Below are 17,723 nucleotides of genomic sequence, written 5' to 3' on the forward strand. Positions count from 1 at the left end.
CCCTGCGGGGCAGGCCAGGGCCAATGGTCCTCTCTGCGGTGGCCTAGTGCTCTGGCGACACCGAGGACCGCGGTCGAGCCTTGAGGGCATGAACGGTGACCTGGCCGCGCAGGTGCGAGAAACACATACCGGCGTTGTCCTGCTCCTCGGTGACAAGGCATACAAGGTCAAAAAGCCGGTCGCGACCGACTTCCTGGACTTCAGCACCACTGCCGATCGGGAACGCGCGTGCCGGCACGAGCTCACCCTGAACAGGCGGCTCGCCCCGGGCAGTTACCTCGGCGTGGCCCATCTGAGCGATCCGCAGGGCGGCCAGCCGGAACCGGTGATCGTCATGCGGCGACACCCGGATGCGGCCCGGCTGTCGACGCTGGTCAAGAGCGGCCGATCGGTGGGCGACGAACTGCTCGCCATAGCGGGTGTGCTGGCGCGCTTTCATTCGACGGCGGAGCGCGGGCCCGCAATCGACAGCCAGGGTTCTGTCGAGGCCGTCTGGGGACGATGGCAGCAGAACCTGCGGGAACTGGAGGCGTTCACCGAGCACGTGCTGCCGCAGGACTCGGTTCTGGAGTTGACGCGCCTGGTCGGTCAGTTCGTTGCAGGCCGTGAGCAGCTGTTCACCCGCCGCATCGAGGAGGGCCACATCCTCGACGGACACGCCGACCTGCTGACCGACGACATCTTCTGTCTGCCCGAAGGGCCCGCGCTGCTGGACTGCCTGGAGTTCGACGACCGACTCCGCTACGTCGACGGCATCGACGATGCCGCGTTCCTCGCGATGGATCTGGAGTTCCTCGGAAGGCGTGACCTCGCCGACCACTTCCTTGCTCGGTACACACAGCTGGCTCGGGACCCCGCACCGAGCTCGTTGGTCGACTTCTACGTCGCCTACCGTGCACTTGTCCGCGCCAAGGTCGACTGCGTGCGGGTCTCGCAGGGCCACCCCGAGGCAGCCGACGACGCCCGCCGGCATCTCGACATCGCCGTGCAACGGCTGCGCGCAGGCACCGTGCGGCTCGTCATCGTCAGCGGCGGCCCGGGAACCGGAAAAACCACTCTGTCAACAGCGTTGGCTGCGCAGATGACAGCCCACGTCGTCTCGACCGACGCTGTGCGTCGGCGGTTGCAGCAAGACGGCGTGATCTGCGGAGCGGCCGGCGAGCTCAACGCCGGTCTGTACTCACCGGAAAACGTTGCGGCGGTGTACGACGCGGTACTGCGCGAGGCGCAGACATGGTTGCACACCGGGCATTCGGTGATCCTGGACGGCACATGGCGAGAGGTCAGGCAGCGTGACCGCGCACACGAACTCGCCGGCCGGACATCGGCAGCACTGGTCGAATTCAACTGTTCGGTACCGATCACCGAGGCATCGGCCAGGATCGAGCTCAGACCGCGGTCGGATTCGGATGCCACGCCGCAGATCGCCGCGGCCCTCGCCGATGCCGGTTGCGGTCGCAGCGGTGCCCACGACATCGACACCTCCCGGCCCCTGGCGGACACCGTGAAAGAAGCTGCGGAAATTTGTTCCCGGACAACGGAGTCGCAGTGACCTTTGGCCCTCGCCGCAACCGCGGGCCCGGCGTAGGAAGTAGAGCATGAGCAACAGAGCCGACCTGCCGGACACCATCGATGTCACCGTGACGACCGACGGTCGACTGCCCGGGGCCGCCGAATACGCCCGCAACCGAATCAGCGAGATCGCCAGGTTCACCGGCCGGCCGGTGCTGCACGCACGTGTCAGACTCACCCGGCACACCGACCCGGCGGTGGCGCGACCAGTCGTCGCTCAGGCCAACCTCGACGTCGACGGCCGACTGGTCCGGGCCCAGGTTGATGCTGCCACCGCACGCGAAGCCATCGATCGGCTCGACGAACGGTTGCGGCGGCTGCTCGACAAGACAGCCGAGCACTGGGAAGCGCGGCGCGGCCGGCTACCCGAATCGGCCCCGCACGAATGGCGCCACCAATCCGAGCCCACCCAGCGGCCACGCCATCATCCCCGGCCTGCGGAGGACCGCCAGATCGTCCGTCGCAAGTCGTTCACCATGGCCGCCTGCACCATCGACGAAGCCGCACTCGAAATGGAGCTGCTCGACTACCGGTTCCACCTGTTCACCGAGAAGGGCAGCGGTATCGCCAGTGTGCTCTACCGCAGCGGGCCGACCGACTACCGGCTTGCCCAGGTGGTAGCGGTGTCACCGGAGCAGCTGGCGCCGTTCGAGCTGCCGGTGACCTTCAGTTCGCAGCCGGCGCCCTGCATCACGGTCGAGGCGGCCACCGAGCGGCTCGGGATCCTCGACTTGCCGTTCCTGTTCTTCATCGATGCCGCGCAAGGCCGGGCCAGCCTGCTCTACCACCGCTATGACGGCCACTACGGGCTGATCACCCCTGCGTGACGATGGGCATGCCTAGCCGCGGACGACCGTCACCGGGGCGTGTGCTGCCCGGGCCACCGCAGCGCTCACCGACCCCAGAAGCATCGAGGTGAACCCGCCGCGACCGCGGCTGCCCACCACGACCAGCCCTGCGTTCTGGGATTCGTCGATCAACCATCGACCAGGCCTGTCGCAGACGATCCGCCGGTGCACATGGACGTCGGGATACTGTTCCTGCCAGCCGGCCAGCCGTTCGGCCAGCGCTTCGTGGCCCTGGTCCTCGTACTGATGCCAGTCCGCGCCGAGGATCGTGAAGACGCCGACGTCGCTCCACGCGTGCAGCGCAACAAGATCCACACCCCGGCGGGATGCCTCGTCGAAGGCGAACGCAGTGGCCGCTTCGGAGGCGGGCGAGCCGTCGATGCCCAGCAACACCGGCGACTGCGAACCAGTAGGGCGGGCGTCATCGTGGACGACGGTCACCGGACAACGCGCATGGTGCAACACTCCACCGCTGACCGAGCCCAGCACCGCACGGCCGACGCCGCCGATCCCAGTGCTGCCCACGACCACCATCCAGGCGTCCGGCGCGGCGTCGACCAGTGCCGTGACGGCGCCCGCGTATCGGATCTCGACGCGCACCGATAGTTCGCTCTCGGTTTCACTGGCGGACAGGACCTTCTGCGACGCAGCGATGACCGCGCGGGCGTTGTCCTCCTGCCATTCGGCGATGTTCGCCTGGACCGGACCCATCGGCCAGCCCACGATGACGGGCGTGACGACGTGCATCAGTGTCAGCGGCAAAGCGCGCAGCACAGCTTCGTGCGCTGCCCACCGGACGGCTGCATCGGACTGCGCCGACCCGTCGACCCCGACGAGAATTCCGTACCCGGCCGCGTTCTCTGACATCGTGCCCCCACCTGTTCGGCTGAGTGGAGACTAAGGGCTGACTCCGCCGATGGCCAGGGTCGTTCGTCACCGATGTCGACGCCCGCGGGCACTTCATCCTGTGACGGTCGCAAGGCCGTTCGCCCCTGGAGCGGCGACGCGGTCGTTGCCAGGATCGATGCATCAGCAGGCGCACGCCGCCGGCACAGGAGGCATCTGATGGACACCGTGACGTTCTACCTCCGACGGAGCTGGTTGGCGCGCGCCTTCGGGAGCAGCCCCTTGGTTCGAACCACCGACCGAGTGGAAGCCCTGGTGCTAATCCTGGCGTTCACAGCCGTCGTTGTGGTCACACCGATCGCCGGGGCGATCGGCACCGCCGTCCACGAAACCCGCGCTCACCTCTACGCCGAAGAGGCTCGCGGTCATCAGGCGGTGGTCGCCACGGTGACGGGCAGCCCGGCATCGAACATGCAGTCCGACCGCGTGGTCATCACCGCGCCGGTCGAATGGCGTGTCGGCGACGTCGAGCGACGCGGCGAAGTCGAGGTCGGTTCCGCGACCGAAGTCGGTGACCGGCTGCAGATCTGGGTGGACGAGGACGGCGACCAGGTCAGGCAGCCGCCTGCGAAGTGGCGGGCGGGAGCTGACGCCCTGGCCGTGGCGACCGGGTTCTGGCTGAGTGCGGTGGCCTCGGTGGCGGGTCTGACCGTGTGGCTGCGGTCCCGTCTGGCCCGGCAACGTGACGCTGCGTGGGAACGCGCCTGGAGGTCGATGATCGACAACGGTGGCGGCCGGACGGACAGCCAAGCCTGACTGCTCGGGGGCGCGCCCGTCAGCGGTCCGAGTGCTGGGCGACGTATCGCACGATGTCGTCGAGTGTCCGCAACTTCGCGTATTCGGATTCGGGGATGTCGACGTCGAGTCGCTTGTGGAGGCCGACGAGGAAGTTGAGCCAGTCCATCGAGTCGAGATCGACCTGATCACGAAGCAGGAGATCGTCGCTGATGTCGTCGGGATCGACTTCAGGGGCGATCGTGGTCAGCACGGACAGGACTTCGCCGCGGACATCGTGGTGCACCATGGTCGGGTCTCACTTCTCCAGTTCATCTGGCTGCTGTAGCAGTTCGTTGATCGTGGCCAGGAACAATGCGCCCCGGTGGCCGTCGCTGGCGCGATGATCGGCGGCGAGCGACGCCTGCACCGTGGTGGCGATCCGGATGCCTCCGTCGACCGCACACACCCGTTGCGCGGCTTTGCCGAAACCGACCAGAGCGACCTGAGGGGGATAGATCACCCCGAACACGGAGTCGACGCCCTTGTCTCCCAGGTTCGTGACGGTGATGGACGGATCCGACATCTCGGAGCTGCGCAACGACCCGGCCCTGGCGCGGGCGACCAGATCGGTGAGGTCGGCCATCAACTCGTCGAGGTTCTTCTCCGGCACATCATGGATGGCAGGCGCCACCAATCCGCCGCCGCGCAACGAGATCGCTACGCCGACATGCACTCCCGTGGCAGGTTCGTAGCCCTGGTCACGCCAGAACCCGTTGAACTCGCCGTAGCGCGCTGCCGCGACGGCCACGGCTTTGAGTTGCAGCACGGCCGGCAGCACGCGTTCGGTGATCGGCCGCTGCGTATTGCGCTCGGTCAGCCAGGTCAGTGCCCGGTCCATGGTGATCTCGTCGGCCAGGTAGTAGTGCGGGATCTCCCGCTTTGACCGGCTCATCGCCGCCGCGATCGACTTGCGCATCGCAGCAGCGCGGTCGGAAACCGCGGTGGCCCTCGGCTTTTCTCGGGGAGCCGCCGCAGCGGCATGTTCCACGTCGCTGAGCGTGACCGCGCCCTGTGGGCCGCTGCCGGTGAGCGTGTCGACGTCGACGCCCAGCGAGGCGGCCAGCCGGCGTGCAGCGGGGGACACCCAGCGGCGGCGGTGGAACGCACCGGGTGGGCTCGGCGGGACCGCGACGGAAGGCTCCGCGACGGCTGGCTCCGCGGTCTCCACGGCCGCCTTCGGGCGGCCGCCGTCGTCGGTCTCGTCGGGACTCACCAGGGTCGCCAGCGGGGTGCCCACCTGAACTGTGTCGCCGACCGGTACCAGCAGCTCCTGAACCGTCCCGGCGTGCCAGCATTCGATCTCCACCGCGGCCTTGGTCGTCTCGACGACAGCGACCACCTGGCCGCGAGCCACCTCGTCACCCGGTTTGACCAGCCATTCCTGCAGGGTTCCCTCGTCCATGTCCGAGCCGAGAGCCGGCATCTTGAACTCGATCATGGTCGGCTACCGAAGAGGCTCTTCACGGCCGCGACGATCGTGGCAGGTTGCGGCAGGGCAGCCTGCTCCAGGTGTTTGGCGTACGGCATCGGCACCTCGGCGCTGCAGACCCTGCCGACGGGAGCGTCGAGTTCGAAGAATGCGTTCTCGACGATGCGGGCGCTGATCTCCGCCGCCAGACTGCCGGTGCGCCATGCCTCGTCGACGATCACCGCGCGGTGGGTCTTGCTCACCGACGCGACGACGGTATCGGTGTCCAGGGGGCGCAGCGACCGGAGATCGATTACCTCGCAGTCGATTCCGGCCAGTGCCAACTCGTTGGCCGCATCCAGGGCCTTCGGTAGGCAACCGCCGTAGGTGATCACCGTGACGTCGCCTCCACTGCGACGGACCGCGGCACCCGACAATTCGGTGGGACCGAGCGCCTCGACGTCCGTCGCCGTGTTGTAGAGCTGGACGTGCTCGAAAATGATGACCGGGTCCGGGTCGGCGAGCGCGGCGCCGAGCATTCCGTAGGCGTCCTCCACCGTCGCCGGGGCCACCACCTTGATGCCCGGGATGTGCGCGTACCACCCCTCGAGGCTGTGTGAGTGCTGAGCTCCGAGCTGCCGTCCGGCGCCGGTGGCCATCCGTACCACGAGTGGGACCGAGAACTGGCCGCCCGACATGTGCCGCAGCGCCGCGGCGGTGTTGACGATCTGGTCGAGCGCCAACAGGCTGAAGTTCACGGTCATCACTTCGACGATCGGGCGCAGCCCACCCAGAGCGGCCCCGATGCCGATTCCGACGAAGCCCAGCTCCGACAGCGGGGTGTCGCGAACCCGATCCGGGCCGAACTCGTCGAGCAGACCCTTGGACACGGCATACGTTCCCCCGTAGCGGCCGATATCCTCCCCCAGCAACACCACTCGGGTGTCCGCACGCATGGCGTCGCGGATCGCGTCGTGGATCGCGGTGCGATAGGTCGTCTTCACAAGACCATCTCCGAGGGTGGTGTCAACACATCGCGTTCGAGATCGTCGACGCTCTCCCATGTCCCGGCCTCGGCGAACGCCACTGCCTCGGCGACCTCACGGTCGGCCTCGGCCTCGATGGCAGCTACGTCTTCGGCGGACAGGGTGTCTTCGGAGAGACATTTCCCGGAGAACGCGGCGATGGGGTCGCGGTGGCGCCATACCTCGACTTCGGCCTTGTCGCGGTAGAGCTCGGGGTCGAACATCGAGTGCGCACGGAATCGATAGGTGCGGAACTCGATGAAGAACGGGCCACCGGAGTTGCGGATGTGGTCGGCACCCTGTCGGGCCGCCTCGTGGCAGGCGACGACGTCCATCCCGTCCACCGCGAGGGTCGGGATCCGGTACGACGCCGCCTTCACCGTGAGGTCCGGCTGTGACTGCTCCAACTCCAGCGCGGTGCCCATCGCATAGCGGTTGTTCTCGCAGCAGAACAACACCGGCAGCTGCCACAGCTCTGCCATGTTCAGCGATTCGTGGAACGCCCCTTCGGCGACAGCCCCCTCGCCGAAATAGCAGGCCGTCACCCGGCTTTGGCCGAGCATCTTGTCGGCCAACGCCAACCCTGCCGCGACCGGCAGGCCGCCGGCGACGATGGCGTTGCCGCCGTAGAACCGGGTGGCGGCGTCGAACAGATGCATCGACCCGCCACGGCCACGTGAGCAGCCCTGCTGCTTACCGAACATCTCGGCCATGATCGATTTCATCGGGATGCCCCGCAGCAACGCATGTGCGTGCTCGCGGTAGGTGGCGACCACGGCGTCGCCGGCGGCCAGGGCGCGCAGCGACCCGACGGCCACCGCCTCCTCACCGACATAGAGGTGCAGAAAGCCGCGAATCTTGCTTTCGCCGTACAGCTCTGCGCATTTCTCCTCCATGCGCCGCACCCGCACCATGTCGGAGAGCAGTGCCCGGGCCCGCTCCGGGTCGGGCGTGGTATCGGTATCGGTCATAGTGAGGCCTCTGTCACGTGGGTGTCGGGCGTCGACTCGATGGTGGACGTGTCACCTTCGGGCAGACCCAGTTCGCGGGCCTTCAACAGGCGGCGCATGATCTTGCCGCTGCGGGTGTGCGGCAGCGCGTCGACGAACTCGATGTGCTTGGGCGCCACCGCAGCTCCGAGCCGTTTGCGGGCGTGCCCCAACAACTCCATTCGCAGTGCGTCGTCGGCGTCGTACCCGTGCTTGACTGTGACGAACGCCTTCACCACCTCGCCGACGGTCGGATCCGGGATTCCGATGACGGCAGCCTCTGCCACCGCGGGATGATCGGTCAAAGCGCTCTCCACCTCGAACGGACCGATGAGATGCCCGGCCGACTTGATGACGTCGTCGGCGCGACCGACAAACCAGAAGTAGCCGTCGGCGTCGCGTTTGACGAGATCACCCGTCAGGTACATGCCATCGGTGAAGGATTTCCGGTAGCGCTCCTCCTGGTGCAGGTAGCCGCGGAACATCGACGGCCAACCCGTTTTCAGGGCCAACTCGCCCTCGACGTCGGGCTCATCGACAACGGACACGGAGCCGTCCTCACCGCGGCGGACGACGTAGGCATCTACGCCGGGCAACGGCCTTCCCATGGAGCCCGGTTTGATGTCGAAGGCCGGGGTGTTGGCGATCATGATGCCGCCTGTCTCGGTCTGCCACCAGTTGTCGTGGATCGGCAGGCCCAAGACCCGCTCTCCCCACCAGACGGCTTCTGGGTTGAGGGGCTCGCCGACGCTGGCGATGAACCGCAGCTGTGGGAATCGGTAGTCTCGGGCCACTTCCGCACCCGCTTTGATCAGCATGCGGATCGCCGTCGGTGCGGTGTACCACACGGTCACATTCTGGTCCTGCAGGATTCGGTACCAGCGGTCGGCGTCGAACTCCGCCTCGTCGACGATCGAGGTGACGCCGTGCAACAGGGGAGTGATCACGCCGTACGACATTCCGGTGACCCATCCGGGATCGGCGGTGCACCAGAAGATGTCGTCTGGGTGCAGGTCGAGAGCGTAGGACCCGGTGACGAAGTGCATCGTCACGGCGCCGTGGACGTGGATGGCGCCCTTGGGGGTACCGGTGGTGCCGCTGGTGAAGTGCAGCAGGGCTGGGTCGTCGGCGGTGGTGGGCTCGATGGGAGCGACGTCGTCGACGGCCTCCATCCGGTGCCAGAAATCCAGCGGTGCGTCGTCTCCGACGACTTCTGCTTTCCCGTCGTCTCCGACGAGGATGACATACCTGACCGAGGCCAGCCTGTTCCGGATCTTGGCGATCTTGCGCCGGTAGAGGGCCTTGGTGGTGACCAGCACATCGGCCTGGCCGATGTCGATCCTGGTCGCGATCGGCTCGGGGCCGAATGCGGAGAACAACGGAGACACCACGCTGCCGTTGCGCAGCGCACCGAGAATGGTGATGTACAGCTCGGGGATGCGGTCCATCATCGTGAAGACCCGATCACCTTTGCCGATGCCCAGCGAGCGCAGCACATTGGTGAATCGCGCCGTGAGGCTTCCCAGTTCGGCAAACGTCAGGTCGCGTGTGCCGGGTGTGCCGTCCTGATCTGACTGCGTGACGAACCGAAGCGCGGTGCGGGCCGCCGTGGGACCGTCGACGTGCCGGTCGACCGCCGCGTAGGCGATATTGCATCCGCCGGAGGGCATGCCGGCGCAGACGTCGGGAACTTCGGTCCAATCGAAAGTCGCCCGGGTCTGCTGATAGTCGACGAAGTTGGGCTGCAGTCGCCAGGTTTCCGGAGTCTTGTGGATGACGGTCATGACGGGACCTGTTCCTTTGGCGGACTCAACACGCCGCGACGGAGAGCGGGACCGATGTTCGCCATCACCCGCTCCAACAGGGCAGCGCATACGGTTCCGTCGTTGGCGATTGCGGTCAGGCCGCGGTGGCGAAGGTATACCTGCAGCCGCCGGTCGATCGACCACTCGGCGTAAGTGGGCCCGGTGAACTCGGACTTCAGGAATTCCCAAGAGATCGACTCCAGATCCTTGTACATCGGGGTGTTCGGCGGCGTCATCGGCGATCCCTTTCAGTCGCTGCAACCCATCGTTCGCGAACCCGGATGGCTGAAATAGAGACAAAAGTCACTTACACTTCCGGCGGTTGTATCGCTACATCGGGGCCCTGACAGAGGCCCTAAGTCACTTCGCTTCTGGTCCGGTCGGCTCTGTCTGACCCATCCTGCGGCGCACGACAATCGACAGATGCCTACCAACAGGATGATCTGGGACGCGGTGCGGACCTTCAACAAGCATGTGCTGAACCCGGCGATGCTGTTGTTGGCCGGCCGGAAGCACTGGTATGCCGCGGCGCTGCGGCACACCGGGCGACGCTCCGGGAAGACCTACACCACACCGGTAGTGGCCGAGCGAGTGGCGGACGGTGTCATCGTGCCGTTGCCGTACGGAACCGGAGTCGACTGGCTACGCAACGTGGTCGCCTCTGGGGACGCCATGATCACCGTGCACGGCCGGACCTACGCGGTCACCGATCCGCAGCTCATCGATGCCAAAACCGCCGGAGCGCAGCTGTCACTTCGGCGACGGCGCGTGTTCGAACGGTTCGGCGTCGACTGCTTCCTCAAAATGCGGTGGGACGAAAGCGATAGCGCGCGTTTCCGTCAGTGACGGACGACTCGGTCAGTGACGGACGACCAGGACAGAACATTCGCTGTGGTGGAACCAGGGATGGCCGGCCGGGCCGACGATGTCGGCAAGTTGGCCCGACTGCGTGCCACCGATCACGGCAAGGCCGACCTGCTGGTCGAAGTGCTTCAGGAAATACGCGACATCTGCCTGATCGGCGACCGGATAGATGTGTACGTCGGGATGGCGTTGTCGCCATTTGGTGACCGCGGCGTCGAGACCTTCACCTGACCCGAGGCGGGTTTTGTGTTCCCCGATGACGAGTACCGGGCCGTCGCGGAGTTCCGCCTCCCGGAACGCGTGCTCGACGACCTCGCCGGTGTCGGGTTCGTCGTTGACCCCGACGACGATCCAGCTGATATCTCGCGACGACTCGTCGTCTGTGTGGGTGCGGATGATCGCAACGGGGCAGTGCGCCTTCTCGGCCAGATCGGTTGCCGTCGATCCCAGTATCGAGCGGACGTAGCGTCCGATCCCGACCGAGCCGACGCAGACCAGCTCGGCATCATCGGATTCCGCGATCAGAGCCGCACCGGGAGGTCCCGTGACGATGGCGGTCTCGACCTTCACCGGACGGCTGCAAGCTTCGACGGCAGCCTGTGCCGTGTGTAGCGAGGCTTTGCCGTGCTGCACGTCGCTTTCGTAGTCCTCAGCCGACGGGTGGGTGGCCTTGGTCACGTAGACCAGACGCAGCGGCACGTCTCGGCTGAGGGCTTCGTCGACCGCCCACAGGGCCGCCTGCACAGCCGCTTCGGAACCGTCGATGCCTGCGATGACCGGCGCGGTGGGGTGGTTGTCGTTCATCGTCTCACCCTTTCCTCTCCACTTCGTGTCTCAACGGTATCGGGAGTCGGCACGAGCGGATTGAGGCGAAAGTCCCCGTATGTGGGCCGATGGTCCTCTCATCAGGACCCCAATTTTCGCCGATCACTGTCTCAACTCGCCAGTCGGTAGAGTCCGGTCGCATGCCGCGTGACCTCATCCTCGATCCGATCGGAGCTACGGGCACCGCGCTGTCACATGCATCGACGCGGGTGCCCATTGCCGCAGCCGATGACTTGGCCACTGCAACGCTCGACCGAATGCGCGGTGCGAAGTACGACAGTGCCGCGACGGTAGCGGTGCTCGACAGCGATCGCCTGATCGGCGTCGCCACCATCGAGAGCATCCTCGCTGCGCCGGAGGGCGCCACGCTGTCGGATGTGATGGATGCGACGCCACCGGTCGTGGCACCCGACACCGATCAGGAGCATGCGGCGTGGCAGGCGGTGCAGCGTGGAGAACCCGGCCTCGCTGTGGTCGACGGCGAAGGGCGATTTCGCGGACTGATCGCCCCTCAGCAGTTGCTGGCGGTCCTGCTGGCCGAGCACGACGAGGACATGGCACGGTTGGGTGGCTTCCTGCACTCGGTCCAAGAGGCGAGAACGACCACAGTGGAGAGTGTCAGGCGGCGGCTGTGGCACCGAATGCCGTGGCTGTTCGTCGGGCTCATCGGCGCTATGGTCGCCGCGGGGCTGATGGCGGCGTTCGAGGCTCGACTCGGCGCGACGCTCGCGGTCGCATACTTCGTGCCGGGCATCGTCTACCTTGCTGATGCCGTCGGCACGCAGACCGAGACCGTCGCCATCCGCGGGCTGTCGGTGGGCGTGGGAATCCGCCGCATCCTTCGTCCGGAAGTGCTGACGGGGCTCCTGGTGGGCGTGTTGCTGGGCGTTGTCATCTTGCCGATGGTGGGTCTGATGGTCGGCGACTGGATGCTTGCCTGCGCGGTGGCCGTCGCTTTGCTGGCCGCCAGCGCGATCGCCACTCTGGTGGCACTGGTGCTGCCCTGGCTGTTCAACCGGCTGGGCAAGGATCCCGCGTTCGGTTCGGGACCGTTGGCCACCGTGATCCAGGATCTGCTGTCGATCGGAATTTACCTTGTAGCGGTGACGCTACTGCTTTCGTGACTGCCGAAAGTCCTCCTCACTGCGGGACCTAGGCAGCATCGAGCACGTGCCTTCGCCCCTCACCTCAGACGTTCGCTGGTGGTCTGATCGAGGGATAGGGCGAGGGGGCTGATCATGAGATCACTGAACCACCGGATACGTGCACACCGGGATGCCGCGCCGACCTACCAGCTCACGGACCGGTTACACGAGGGACGTACTGCTCGCGTGTCGGTTGACGGGATCGCCGGCACGGTGTCGGCGTGGCTTGCCGACCTCGACGTGCACAGCCCGTTGGCCGAGGATCTTGCACAGACGGTGCGTGACGGCCAGTGGGCGGCTGCGTATGCGATCGCTGACCGTCTCTCGGTCGAAGTGACGATCGCTGTCTAGAGCTTCCGGCGGATCGGCGCGGGACGAGGCGTTTGTGCACGGCGTCACGGCATTCGGACGCGTGTTCCCGCGCTGCCCTCGACGATCCCGGTGATGTCGCTGAGTGCCCCGATGACGGCTTCGTTGCCGGTGTGGCGCGTGAAGTCGCATGCGGCTTGGACTTTGGGGCCCATCGAACCTGCCGGAAAGTCCGCACCCGCGAGGTCGTCGGGGGTGACTCGGCCCAGGCGCGTCTGAGCCGGGGTGCCCCAGTCGAGGTAGACGCCGTCGACGTCGGTGGCGATGACAAGCAGGTCGGCGTCCAGTTGCTCGGCCAGCAGCGCGGAGGCGAGGTCCTTGTCGATGACGGCTTCGACGCCACGCAGGTCCCCGCGTTCGTCGTACATGGTCGGGATACCGCCACCACCGGCACAGATCACGATCGTGCCGTGCTCGACCAGGTTTCGGATCGGTCCGATCTCGAAGATTCGCTTGGGTTTCGGGCTGGGCACCACCCGCCGGAACATGTCACCGTCGGCGGCGATGGTCCAGCCGCTGGCCGCTCGCAGTCGCTCTGCTGTGGCCCGGTCGTAGACCGGCCCGATCGGCTTGGTGGGGTGGTCGAACGCGGGGTCGCCGCGGTCGACCTCGATCATCGTCAGCAGGGTGGCCAGCGACTGCTCAGCCGGCAGCAGGTTGCCCAACTCCTGCTCGATGACGTAGCCGATCATCGCCTCGGTCTGGGCCCCGAGCACATCGAGTGGGTAGGGCGCCACCTCGTGGTAGGCCGCGGCCTGCAGCGCCAACAGCCCGACCTGGGGTCCGTTGCCGTGCGCCACGACGATCTCGTTCCCCGCGGTGATGGCGGCGATGCACTCCGCGGCGATGCGGATGTTCGCCCGCTGATTGTCCGCGGTCATCGGTTGGCCCCGCTTCAACAGCGCGTTCCCGCCCAGCGCGATCACGATCCTCACAACGGATCAGCTCAGTGCCGAGACGAGCACGGCCTTGATGGTGTGCATCCGGTTCTCCGCCTGCTCGAAGGCGATGTTGACCGGGCTCTCGAAGACATCCTCGGTGACCTCGATCCCGTTGGACAGCACCGGATACTGGGCCGCGATCTTGGCGCCGAGTGTCGTCTCGCAGTTGTGGTAGGCCGGCAGGCAGTGCATGAACTTCACCCGCGGGTTGGCGGCTGCCTTGATCAGCGCCGAGTTCACCTGGAAGGGGAGCAGCATGTCGATCCGCTCACCCCACGTCTCCAGCGGTTCCCCCATCGACACCCACACATCGGTGTGGATGAAGTCGACCTCGCTGACCGCCTCGCCCGGATCATCGGTGATGGTGATCCTCGCCCCGGATGCGGCGGCGAAGTCCTGGCACATCGCCACGTGGGCATCGCTGGGCCACAGTTGCTTCGGCGCGCCGATGCGGACATCCATTCCCAGTTTGGCTCCCACCAGCAACAGGGAGTTGGCCATGTTGTTGCGGCCGTCGCCGACAAACGCATACGAGATGTCGTGCAACGGTTTCGGGCAGTGCTCGGTCATGGTCAGCACGTCGGCGAGCATCTGGGTCGGGTGGAACTCGTCGGTGAGCCCGTTGAAAACGGGCACCCCTGCGTACTCTGCGAGTTCGTCGACGGTCTCCTGGGCGGCGCCCCGGTACTCGATGGCGTCGTACATCCGGCCCAGCACCCGTGCGGTGTCCTTCATCGACTCCTTGTGCCCGATCTGCGACGACGTCGGATCGATGTAGGTGACGTGAGCGCCCTCGTCGTACGCGGCGACCTCGAATGCACAGCGGGTACGGGTGGACGTCTTCTCGAAGATCAGCGCGATGTTCTTGCCCGCCAGGCTGTTACGCGGACTGCCTGAATATTTGGCGCGCTTGAGATCGCGCGCCAGATCGAGCAGATAGTGCAGGTCCCGATCGGTGTGGTGAACGAGGCTGAGCAGGCTGCGGTTTCGGGTGTTGAATGCCATGGCAGATGTCCTTCAGGTGTAGAGCGGGTCGCGCAGGATCGGACAGGTCATGCACCGGCCACCGCCGCGGCCGCGGCCCAGCTCGCTGGCGTCGATGGTGACGACCTCCACCCCGGCCTTACGCAGGGCGGTGTTGGTCAGGGTGTTGCGGTCGTAGCCGATGACCACGCCCGGTTCGAGCGCGACCACGTTGTTGCCGTCATCCCACTGTTCGCGCTGCACGCCGTAGACATCACCGGCGGTGGTGACGACCCGGAACTCCACACCGACGGCGTCGCCGATCGTCTCGATCAGGCCCCGGGGTTCGCGCCGGACGTCCAAGCCGGATGGTGAGCTGTCGTCGGGCCGAAGGCTGATCGGCACGATCCCGTCGACGATCGGCGCGAACACCGTCACCAGGTCGCGGTCGCAGAAGGTGAACACCGTGTCCAGGTGCATCGCCGAACGGGTCTTCGGCAGGCTGGCGACGATCACCCGTTCGGCCGCCCCGGCGGCGAACAAGTTGCGGGCCACCTGCGTGATCGCCTGGTGGGAGGATCTCTCGCCCATGCCGATCACGACGAGCCCCTTGCCGATCGGCATCACGTCGCCGCCCTCGAGGGTGGCCAGGCCGCGATCGGCGGGCAGTCCGTCGGGATCGCCCAGCCACACGTTGTACTCCTGATCCGCGAAGGCAGGGTGGAACCTGTAGACGGCGGTGGTGAGCAGCGTCTCGCGGCGCCGTGCCGGCCAGTACATCGGGTTGAGCGTCACGCCGTCGAAGATCCAGGCGGAGTTGTCGCGCATGAACTGTGTGTTCGGTAGCGGCCGGACGACAAACCCTGCGGGGTCCAACTCGTTGAACAGCGACAGGAAGCCGCTGTCCACCTCGTCGATCACGTCCTGGTAGGCCACGCCGCCGATCAGGAACTCCGCCAGCCGGTCCGGCGACAGTTCGGTCAGCCAGGACCGGATCTCCCGGGTGAGCGCCGGTCCGACGAGGTCGTCGGTCACCGTGCGATCCAGCACCCACTCGCGGGCGTCGGGCTTGGCCACGACGTCGCCGAGCAGATCCTGGAGCTCGAGCACCTCGACGCCGCGGTCGACCATCTTGGCGACGAAGTCGAAGTGGTCACGTCGGGCCTGCTGCAGCCAGATGACGTCGTCGAACAGCAACTCGTGACAGTTCTGCGGGGTGAGCCGCTGGTGGGCCAGGCCGGGAGCGCAGACCATGACGCGACGCAGCTTGCCGGCCTCCGACCAGACGCCGAGCCGGGATTCGGTCGCGCTCACAGGACCGACAGGTTTCCGGTTGCCATCAGCACGGCGGCCAGCACCGATGTCAGCGCCACCACCGCCACCACCACGAATTCGGGCTTGCTGAACGCCGGGAGCCGGCTTTCTCGTCGTGCCCACAGGTACAGCGCGGTGCCCGCGAGGTAGAACATCGCCGCCACCAGCAGGTACTGCCACCCGCCCGCATACACCAGCCACACCGCGTACCCGAGCGCGACGATGCCGATCAGCAGATCGCGGGTGCGTCCACCGCCGGACGCGTACGTCTCGCCGCGCACCGCCAGCAGCACCTGGTAGGCGGCCGACCACAGGTAGGGCAGCAAGATCAGCGACGTCGCCAGGTACACCAGGTTGGTGTAGGTGCTGGCGTTGGCCAGAGTCCACAGCAGCAGGGCCTGAACACAGATGTTAGTCAGCCACAAGGCATTTGCCGGTGCGCCGTGAGAGTTCTCCCGAGCCAGCGCCCGCGGCATCACATGTTCGAGGGCGGGTAGCCGCAGGATCTCGACACAGAGCATCACCCACGCGATCAGGGCGCCGAGCAGTGAGACCACCAAACCGATCGAGATGAATGCCGCGCCCCAGGCGCCCACCTCGTTCTCCAGCACCCCGGCCATCGACGGATCGGCGACCCCGGCGAGCTCGGCCTGGGTCATCAGGCCGTACGACAGCAGGTTGACCATCAGCAACAGGGCCAACACCCCGACGAAGCCGAGCACCGTGGCGCGGCCGACATCGCGACGCTTGGCGGCACGCTGCGAGTACACGGCGGCACCCTCGATGCCGATGAACACCCACACGGTCACCAGCATCATGTTCTTGACCTGGGTCATCGTGTCCCCGAGCGGCGCACCGTCGATCTCCGCCGTGCGGCCCCAGAAGTCGGCGCTGAACAGTCCGGCCCGGAACCCGACGGCGGCGATCGCGATGAACACCAGGATCGGGACCACCTTCGCGATGGTCACCACCACGTTGACCGCCGCGGCCGTTTGGATGCCGCGAAGCGTCAGGAAGTGCACGACCCACAACACGATCGAGGCGCCGATGATCGCGGGAACGGTTGCGCCGCCCTCGAACCCAGGGAAGAAGTAGCCCAGAGTCGAGAACAACAGCACGAGATAGGCCACGTTGCCGACCCACGCCGACACCCAATAGCCGAACGCCGAGGTGAACCCGATGTAGTTGCCGAAACCGGCGCGGGCGTACCCGTAGACACCGCCGTCGACGTCCGGTTTGCGGCTGGCCAGGGTCTGGAAGACGAATGCCAGGGTCAACATGCCGACCCCGGTGATCGCCCAACCGATGAGCAGTGGGCCCGGGGCCGCACTGCCGGCCATCTGCGAAGGCAGCGCGAAGATTCCGCTGCCGATCATCGAACCGACGACGATCGCGGTCAGGGCGGCCAGGCCCAGGCCGGGTTTCGCACCGGTGGAGCGGGCTTCAGGGGGTGGAGACACCAGTGTCTCGGACATCGTCGTCCTCCATGCTCGAGTGGTGGTGTGCCAGATCACACCGCGCCACCGACGCTATGGACACCACCGGCGTGCAGAGAGGAGGCTTTGGTCCTCGGTTTCGGACGCTTAGGTCACCTGCCCGCGCCGCGGCTACGAGCCGGCTTGTGGGGAAGTGGATTTCGCCACGGTCAGCAGCACACTGGAACCCTCGACGGCCTCCAGTGAGTGGCGTGAATCCGGCACGATGATGAGATCCCCGGCGGAACCCTCCCAGCTGTCGTCACCGGCGATCAGCCGTACGCGTCCATGCAGGACGTGGACGGTGGCTTCGCCGGGATTCTGGTGTTCGTCCAGCTTCTGACCAGCCACCAGTGCGATCACGGTCTGCCGCAGGACGTGTTCGTGGCCGCCGTACACGGTGTGTGCACTACGCCCGCTGGAAGCACGTTCAGCGCCTGCCAGCTGCTCGCGGGCCAACGCCGTCAGCGAGATCTTGTTCATGGACCCTCCTCGGT

At 66.5% G+C, this 17,723-nt stretch carries 19 protein-coding genes; 6 read left to right on the forward strand and 13 right to left on the reverse strand.

The annotated features are described in order from the left end of the window. The first annotated feature begins 88 nt into the window (after positions 1 to 88). Positions 89 to 1,552 (forward strand): bifunctional aminoglycoside phosphotransferase/ATP-binding protein, encoded by a 1,464-nt coding sequence (locus tag G6N53_RS13300; protein ID WP_163888980.1) that lies wholly within the window; start codon positions 89 to 91, stop codon positions 1,550 to 1,552. Positions 1,553 to 1,598: 46 nt separating this feature from the next. Continuing rightward, a complete protein-coding gene (locus G6N53_RS13305; RefSeq protein ID WP_163888981.1) occupies positions 1,599 to 2,399 on the forward strand; it encodes a sigma 54 modulation/S30EA ribosomal C-terminal domain-containing protein in 801 nt (266 codons plus the stop codon). A 12-nt stretch (positions 2,400 to 2,411) separates the two neighbouring features. Here G6N53_RS13305 and G6N53_RS13310 read toward each other — a convergent pair whose 3' ends face one another. Then, a complete protein-coding gene (locus tag G6N53_RS13310) occupies positions 2,412 to 3,287 on the reverse strand; it encodes a universal stress protein (RefSeq protein WP_163888982.1) in 876 nt (291 codons plus the stop codon). Between the two features lie 198 nt (positions 3,288 to 3,485). Between G6N53_RS13310 and G6N53_RS13315 the strand changes: the two genes are divergently transcribed. Further along, entirely contained in the window at positions 3,486 to 4,082 is a 597-nt protein-coding gene (locus G6N53_RS13315; RefSeq protein WP_163888983.1) for an Rv1733c family protein, read from the forward strand. A gap of 19 nt (positions 4,083 to 4,101) precedes the next feature. Here the strand turns inward: G6N53_RS13315 and G6N53_RS13320 are convergent, their stop codons facing one another. The 6 genes from G6N53_RS13320 to G6N53_RS13345 are packed head-to-tail and all read right to left on the reverse strand — an operon-like array spanning position 4,102 to position 9,566. Further along, positions 4,102 to 4,350 carry an acyl carrier protein gene (locus G6N53_RS13320; RefSeq protein WP_163888984.1) on the reverse strand — a complete coding sequence of 83 codons (249 nt, stop codon included), beginning with the start codon at positions 4,348 to 4,350 and terminating at the stop codon, positions 4,102 to 4,104. Positions 4,351 to 4,359: 9 nt separating this feature from the next. Next, a complete protein-coding gene (locus G6N53_RS13325; RefSeq protein WP_163888985.1) occupies positions 4,360 to 5,541 on the reverse strand; it encodes a dihydrolipoamide acetyltransferase family protein in 1,182 nt (393 codons plus the stop codon). Continuing rightward, positions 5,538 to 6,515, reverse strand: a complete 978-nt coding sequence (locus tag G6N53_RS13330) for an alpha-ketoacid dehydrogenase subunit beta (protein ID WP_163888987.1) — start codon at positions 6,513 to 6,515, stop codon at positions 5,538 to 5,540. The genes G6N53_RS13325 and G6N53_RS13330 overlap by 4 nt, the downstream gene beginning before the upstream one ends. Further along, positions 6,512 to 7,507: a pyruvate dehydrogenase (acetyl-transferring) E1 component subunit alpha gene (gene pdhA / locus G6N53_RS13335; protein WP_163888989.1), complete on the reverse strand. Its 996-nt coding sequence runs from the start codon at positions 7,505 to 7,507 to the stop codon at positions 6,512 to 6,514. The genes G6N53_RS13330 and pdhA overlap by 4 nt, the downstream gene beginning before the upstream one ends. Further along, on the reverse strand, positions 7,504 to 9,309 hold the full coding sequence (gene acsA / locus G6N53_RS13340) for an acetate--CoA ligase (protein ID WP_163888991.1): 1,806 nt from the start codon (positions 9,307 to 9,309) through the stop codon (positions 7,504 to 7,506). Before acsA ends, pdhA begins: the two co-directional genes overlap by 4 nt. Continuing rightward, complete coding sequence (locus G6N53_RS13345) at positions 9,306 to 9,566, reverse strand: hypothetical protein (protein WP_163888993.1); 261 nt, start codon at positions 9,564 to 9,566, stop codon at positions 9,306 to 9,308. The genes acsA and G6N53_RS13345 overlap by 4 nt, the downstream gene beginning before the upstream one ends. Before the next feature lie 187 nt (positions 9,567 to 9,753). Between G6N53_RS13345 and G6N53_RS13350 the strand changes: the two genes are divergently transcribed. Continuing rightward, positions 9,754 to 10,176, forward strand: coding sequence for a nitroreductase/quinone reductase family protein (locus G6N53_RS13350; protein ID WP_163888995.1), 423 nt, complete (start codon positions 9,754 to 9,756; stop codon positions 10,174 to 10,176). A gap of 12 nt (positions 10,177 to 10,188) precedes the next feature. On the opposite strand, the gene G6N53_RS13355 is transcribed toward G6N53_RS13350, so the two are convergent. Then, a complete protein-coding gene (locus G6N53_RS13355) occupies positions 10,189 to 10,998 on the reverse strand; it encodes a universal stress protein (RefSeq protein ID WP_163888997.1) in 810 nt (269 codons plus the stop codon). Between the two features lie 161 nt (positions 10,999 to 11,159). Here G6N53_RS13355 and G6N53_RS13360 point away from each other — a divergent pair, with 161 nt between their 5' ends. After that, on the forward strand, positions 11,160 to 12,143 hold the full coding sequence (locus tag G6N53_RS13360; protein WP_163888999.1) for a magnesium transporter: 984 nt from the start codon (positions 11,160 to 11,162) through the stop codon (positions 12,141 to 12,143). A 114-nt stretch (positions 12,144 to 12,257) separates the two neighbouring features. Further along, on the forward strand, positions 12,258 to 12,515 hold the full coding sequence (locus G6N53_RS30770; RefSeq protein WP_163889001.1) for an Rv2628 protein family: 258 nt from the start codon (positions 12,258 to 12,260) through the stop codon (positions 12,513 to 12,515). 44 nt (positions 12,516 to 12,559) lie between these two features. Here the strand turns inward: G6N53_RS30770 and arcC are convergent, their stop codons facing one another. From arcC to G6N53_RS13390, 5 genes are all read right to left on the reverse strand, one after another. Further along, positions 12,560 to 13,468 carry a carbamate kinase gene (gene arcC / locus G6N53_RS13370; RefSeq protein WP_163889003.1) on the reverse strand — a complete coding sequence of 303 codons (909 nt, stop codon included), beginning with the start codon at positions 13,466 to 13,468 and terminating at the stop codon, positions 12,560 to 12,562. 6 nt (positions 13,469 to 13,474) lie between these two features. Further along, positions 13,475 to 14,479: an ornithine carbamoyltransferase gene (locus tag G6N53_RS13375; RefSeq protein WP_163889005.1), complete on the reverse strand. Its 1,005-nt coding sequence runs from the start codon at positions 14,477 to 14,479 to the stop codon at positions 13,475 to 13,477. Positions 14,480 to 14,491: 12 nt separating this feature from the next. Continuing rightward, positions 14,492 to 15,751 carry an arginine deiminase gene (locus G6N53_RS13380; protein WP_163889007.1) on the reverse strand — a complete coding sequence of 420 codons (1,260 nt, stop codon included), beginning with the start codon at positions 15,749 to 15,751 and terminating at the stop codon, positions 14,492 to 14,494. Then, complete coding sequence (arcD, locus tag G6N53_RS13385) at positions 15,748 to 17,226, reverse strand: arginine-ornithine antiporter (RefSeq protein ID WP_163889009.1); 1,479 nt, start codon at positions 17,224 to 17,226, stop codon at positions 15,748 to 15,750. The genes G6N53_RS13380 and arcD overlap by 4 nt, the downstream gene beginning before the upstream one ends. Positions 17,227 to 17,358: 132 nt before the next feature. Beyond that, entirely contained in the window at positions 17,359 to 17,709 is a 351-nt protein-coding gene (locus G6N53_RS13390; protein WP_163889011.1) for a cupin domain-containing protein, read from the reverse strand. Positions 17,710 to 17,723: the final 14 nt, after the last annotated feature.

The organism is Mycolicibacterium hippocampi (assembly GCF_010723735.1).
Taxonomy (GTDB): Bacteria; Actinomycetota; Actinomycetes; order Mycobacteriales; family Mycobacteriaceae; genus Mycobacterium; species Mycobacterium hippocampi.

Bases quoted from the DNA above. Each gene is read 5' to 3' on its own strand.
- G6N53_RS13300 (WP_163888980.1), top strand. From the start codon at position 89: ATGAACGGTGACCTGGCCGCGCAGGTGCGAGAAACACATACCGGCGTT.
- G6N53_RS13305 (WP_163888981.1), top strand. From the start codon at position 1,599: ATGAGCAACAGAGCCGACCTGCCGGACACCATCGATGTCACCGTGACG.
- G6N53_RS13310 (WP_163888982.1), bottom strand. From the start codon at position 3,287: ATGTCAGAGAACGCGGCCGGGTACGGAATTCTCGTCGGGGTCGACGGG.
- G6N53_RS13315 (WP_163888983.1), top strand. From the start codon at position 3,486: ATGGACACCGTGACGTTCTACCTCCGACGGAGCTGGTTGGCGCGCGCC.
- G6N53_RS13320 (WP_163888984.1), bottom strand. From the start codon at position 4,350: ATGGTGCACCACGATGTCCGCGGCGAAGTCCTGTCCGTGCTGACCACG.
- G6N53_RS13325 (WP_163888985.1), bottom strand. From the start codon at position 5,541: ATGATCGAGTTCAAGATGCCGGCTCTCGGCTCGGACATGGACGAGGGA.
- pdhA (WP_163888989.1), bottom strand. From the start codon at position 7,507: ATGACCGATACCGATACCACGCCCGACCCGGAGCGGGCCCGGGCACTG.
- acsA (WP_163888991.1), bottom strand. From the start codon at position 9,309: ATGACCGTCATCCACAAGACTCCGGAAACCTGGCGACTGCAGCCCAAC.
- G6N53_RS13345 (WP_163888993.1), bottom strand. From the start codon at position 9,566: ATGACGCCGCCGAACACCCCGATGTACAAGGATCTGGAGTCGATCTCT.
- G6N53_RS13350 (WP_163888995.1), top strand. From the start codon at position 9,754: ATGCCTACCAACAGGATGATCTGGGACGCGGTGCGGACCTTCAACAAG.
- G6N53_RS13355 (WP_163888997.1), bottom strand. From the start codon at position 10,998: ATGAACGACAACCACCCCACCGCGCCGGTCATCGCAGGCATCGACGGT.
- G6N53_RS13360 (WP_163888999.1), top strand. From the start codon at position 11,160: ATGCCGCGTGACCTCATCCTCGATCCGATCGGAGCTACGGGCACCGCG.
- G6N53_RS30770 (WP_163889001.1), top strand. From the start codon at position 12,258: ATGAGATCACTGAACCACCGGATACGTGCACACCGGGATGCCGCGCCG.
- G6N53_RS13375 (WP_163889005.1), bottom strand. From the start codon at position 14,479: ATGGCATTCAACACCCGAAACCGCAGCCTGCTCAGCCTCGTTCACCAC.
- arcD (WP_163889009.1), bottom strand. From the start codon at position 17,226: ATGTCCGAGACACTGGTGTCTCCACCCCCTGAAGCCCGCTCCACCGGT.
- G6N53_RS13390 (WP_163889011.1), bottom strand. From the start codon at position 17,709: ATGAACAAGATCTCGCTGACGGCGTTGGCCCGCGAGCAGCTGGCAGGC.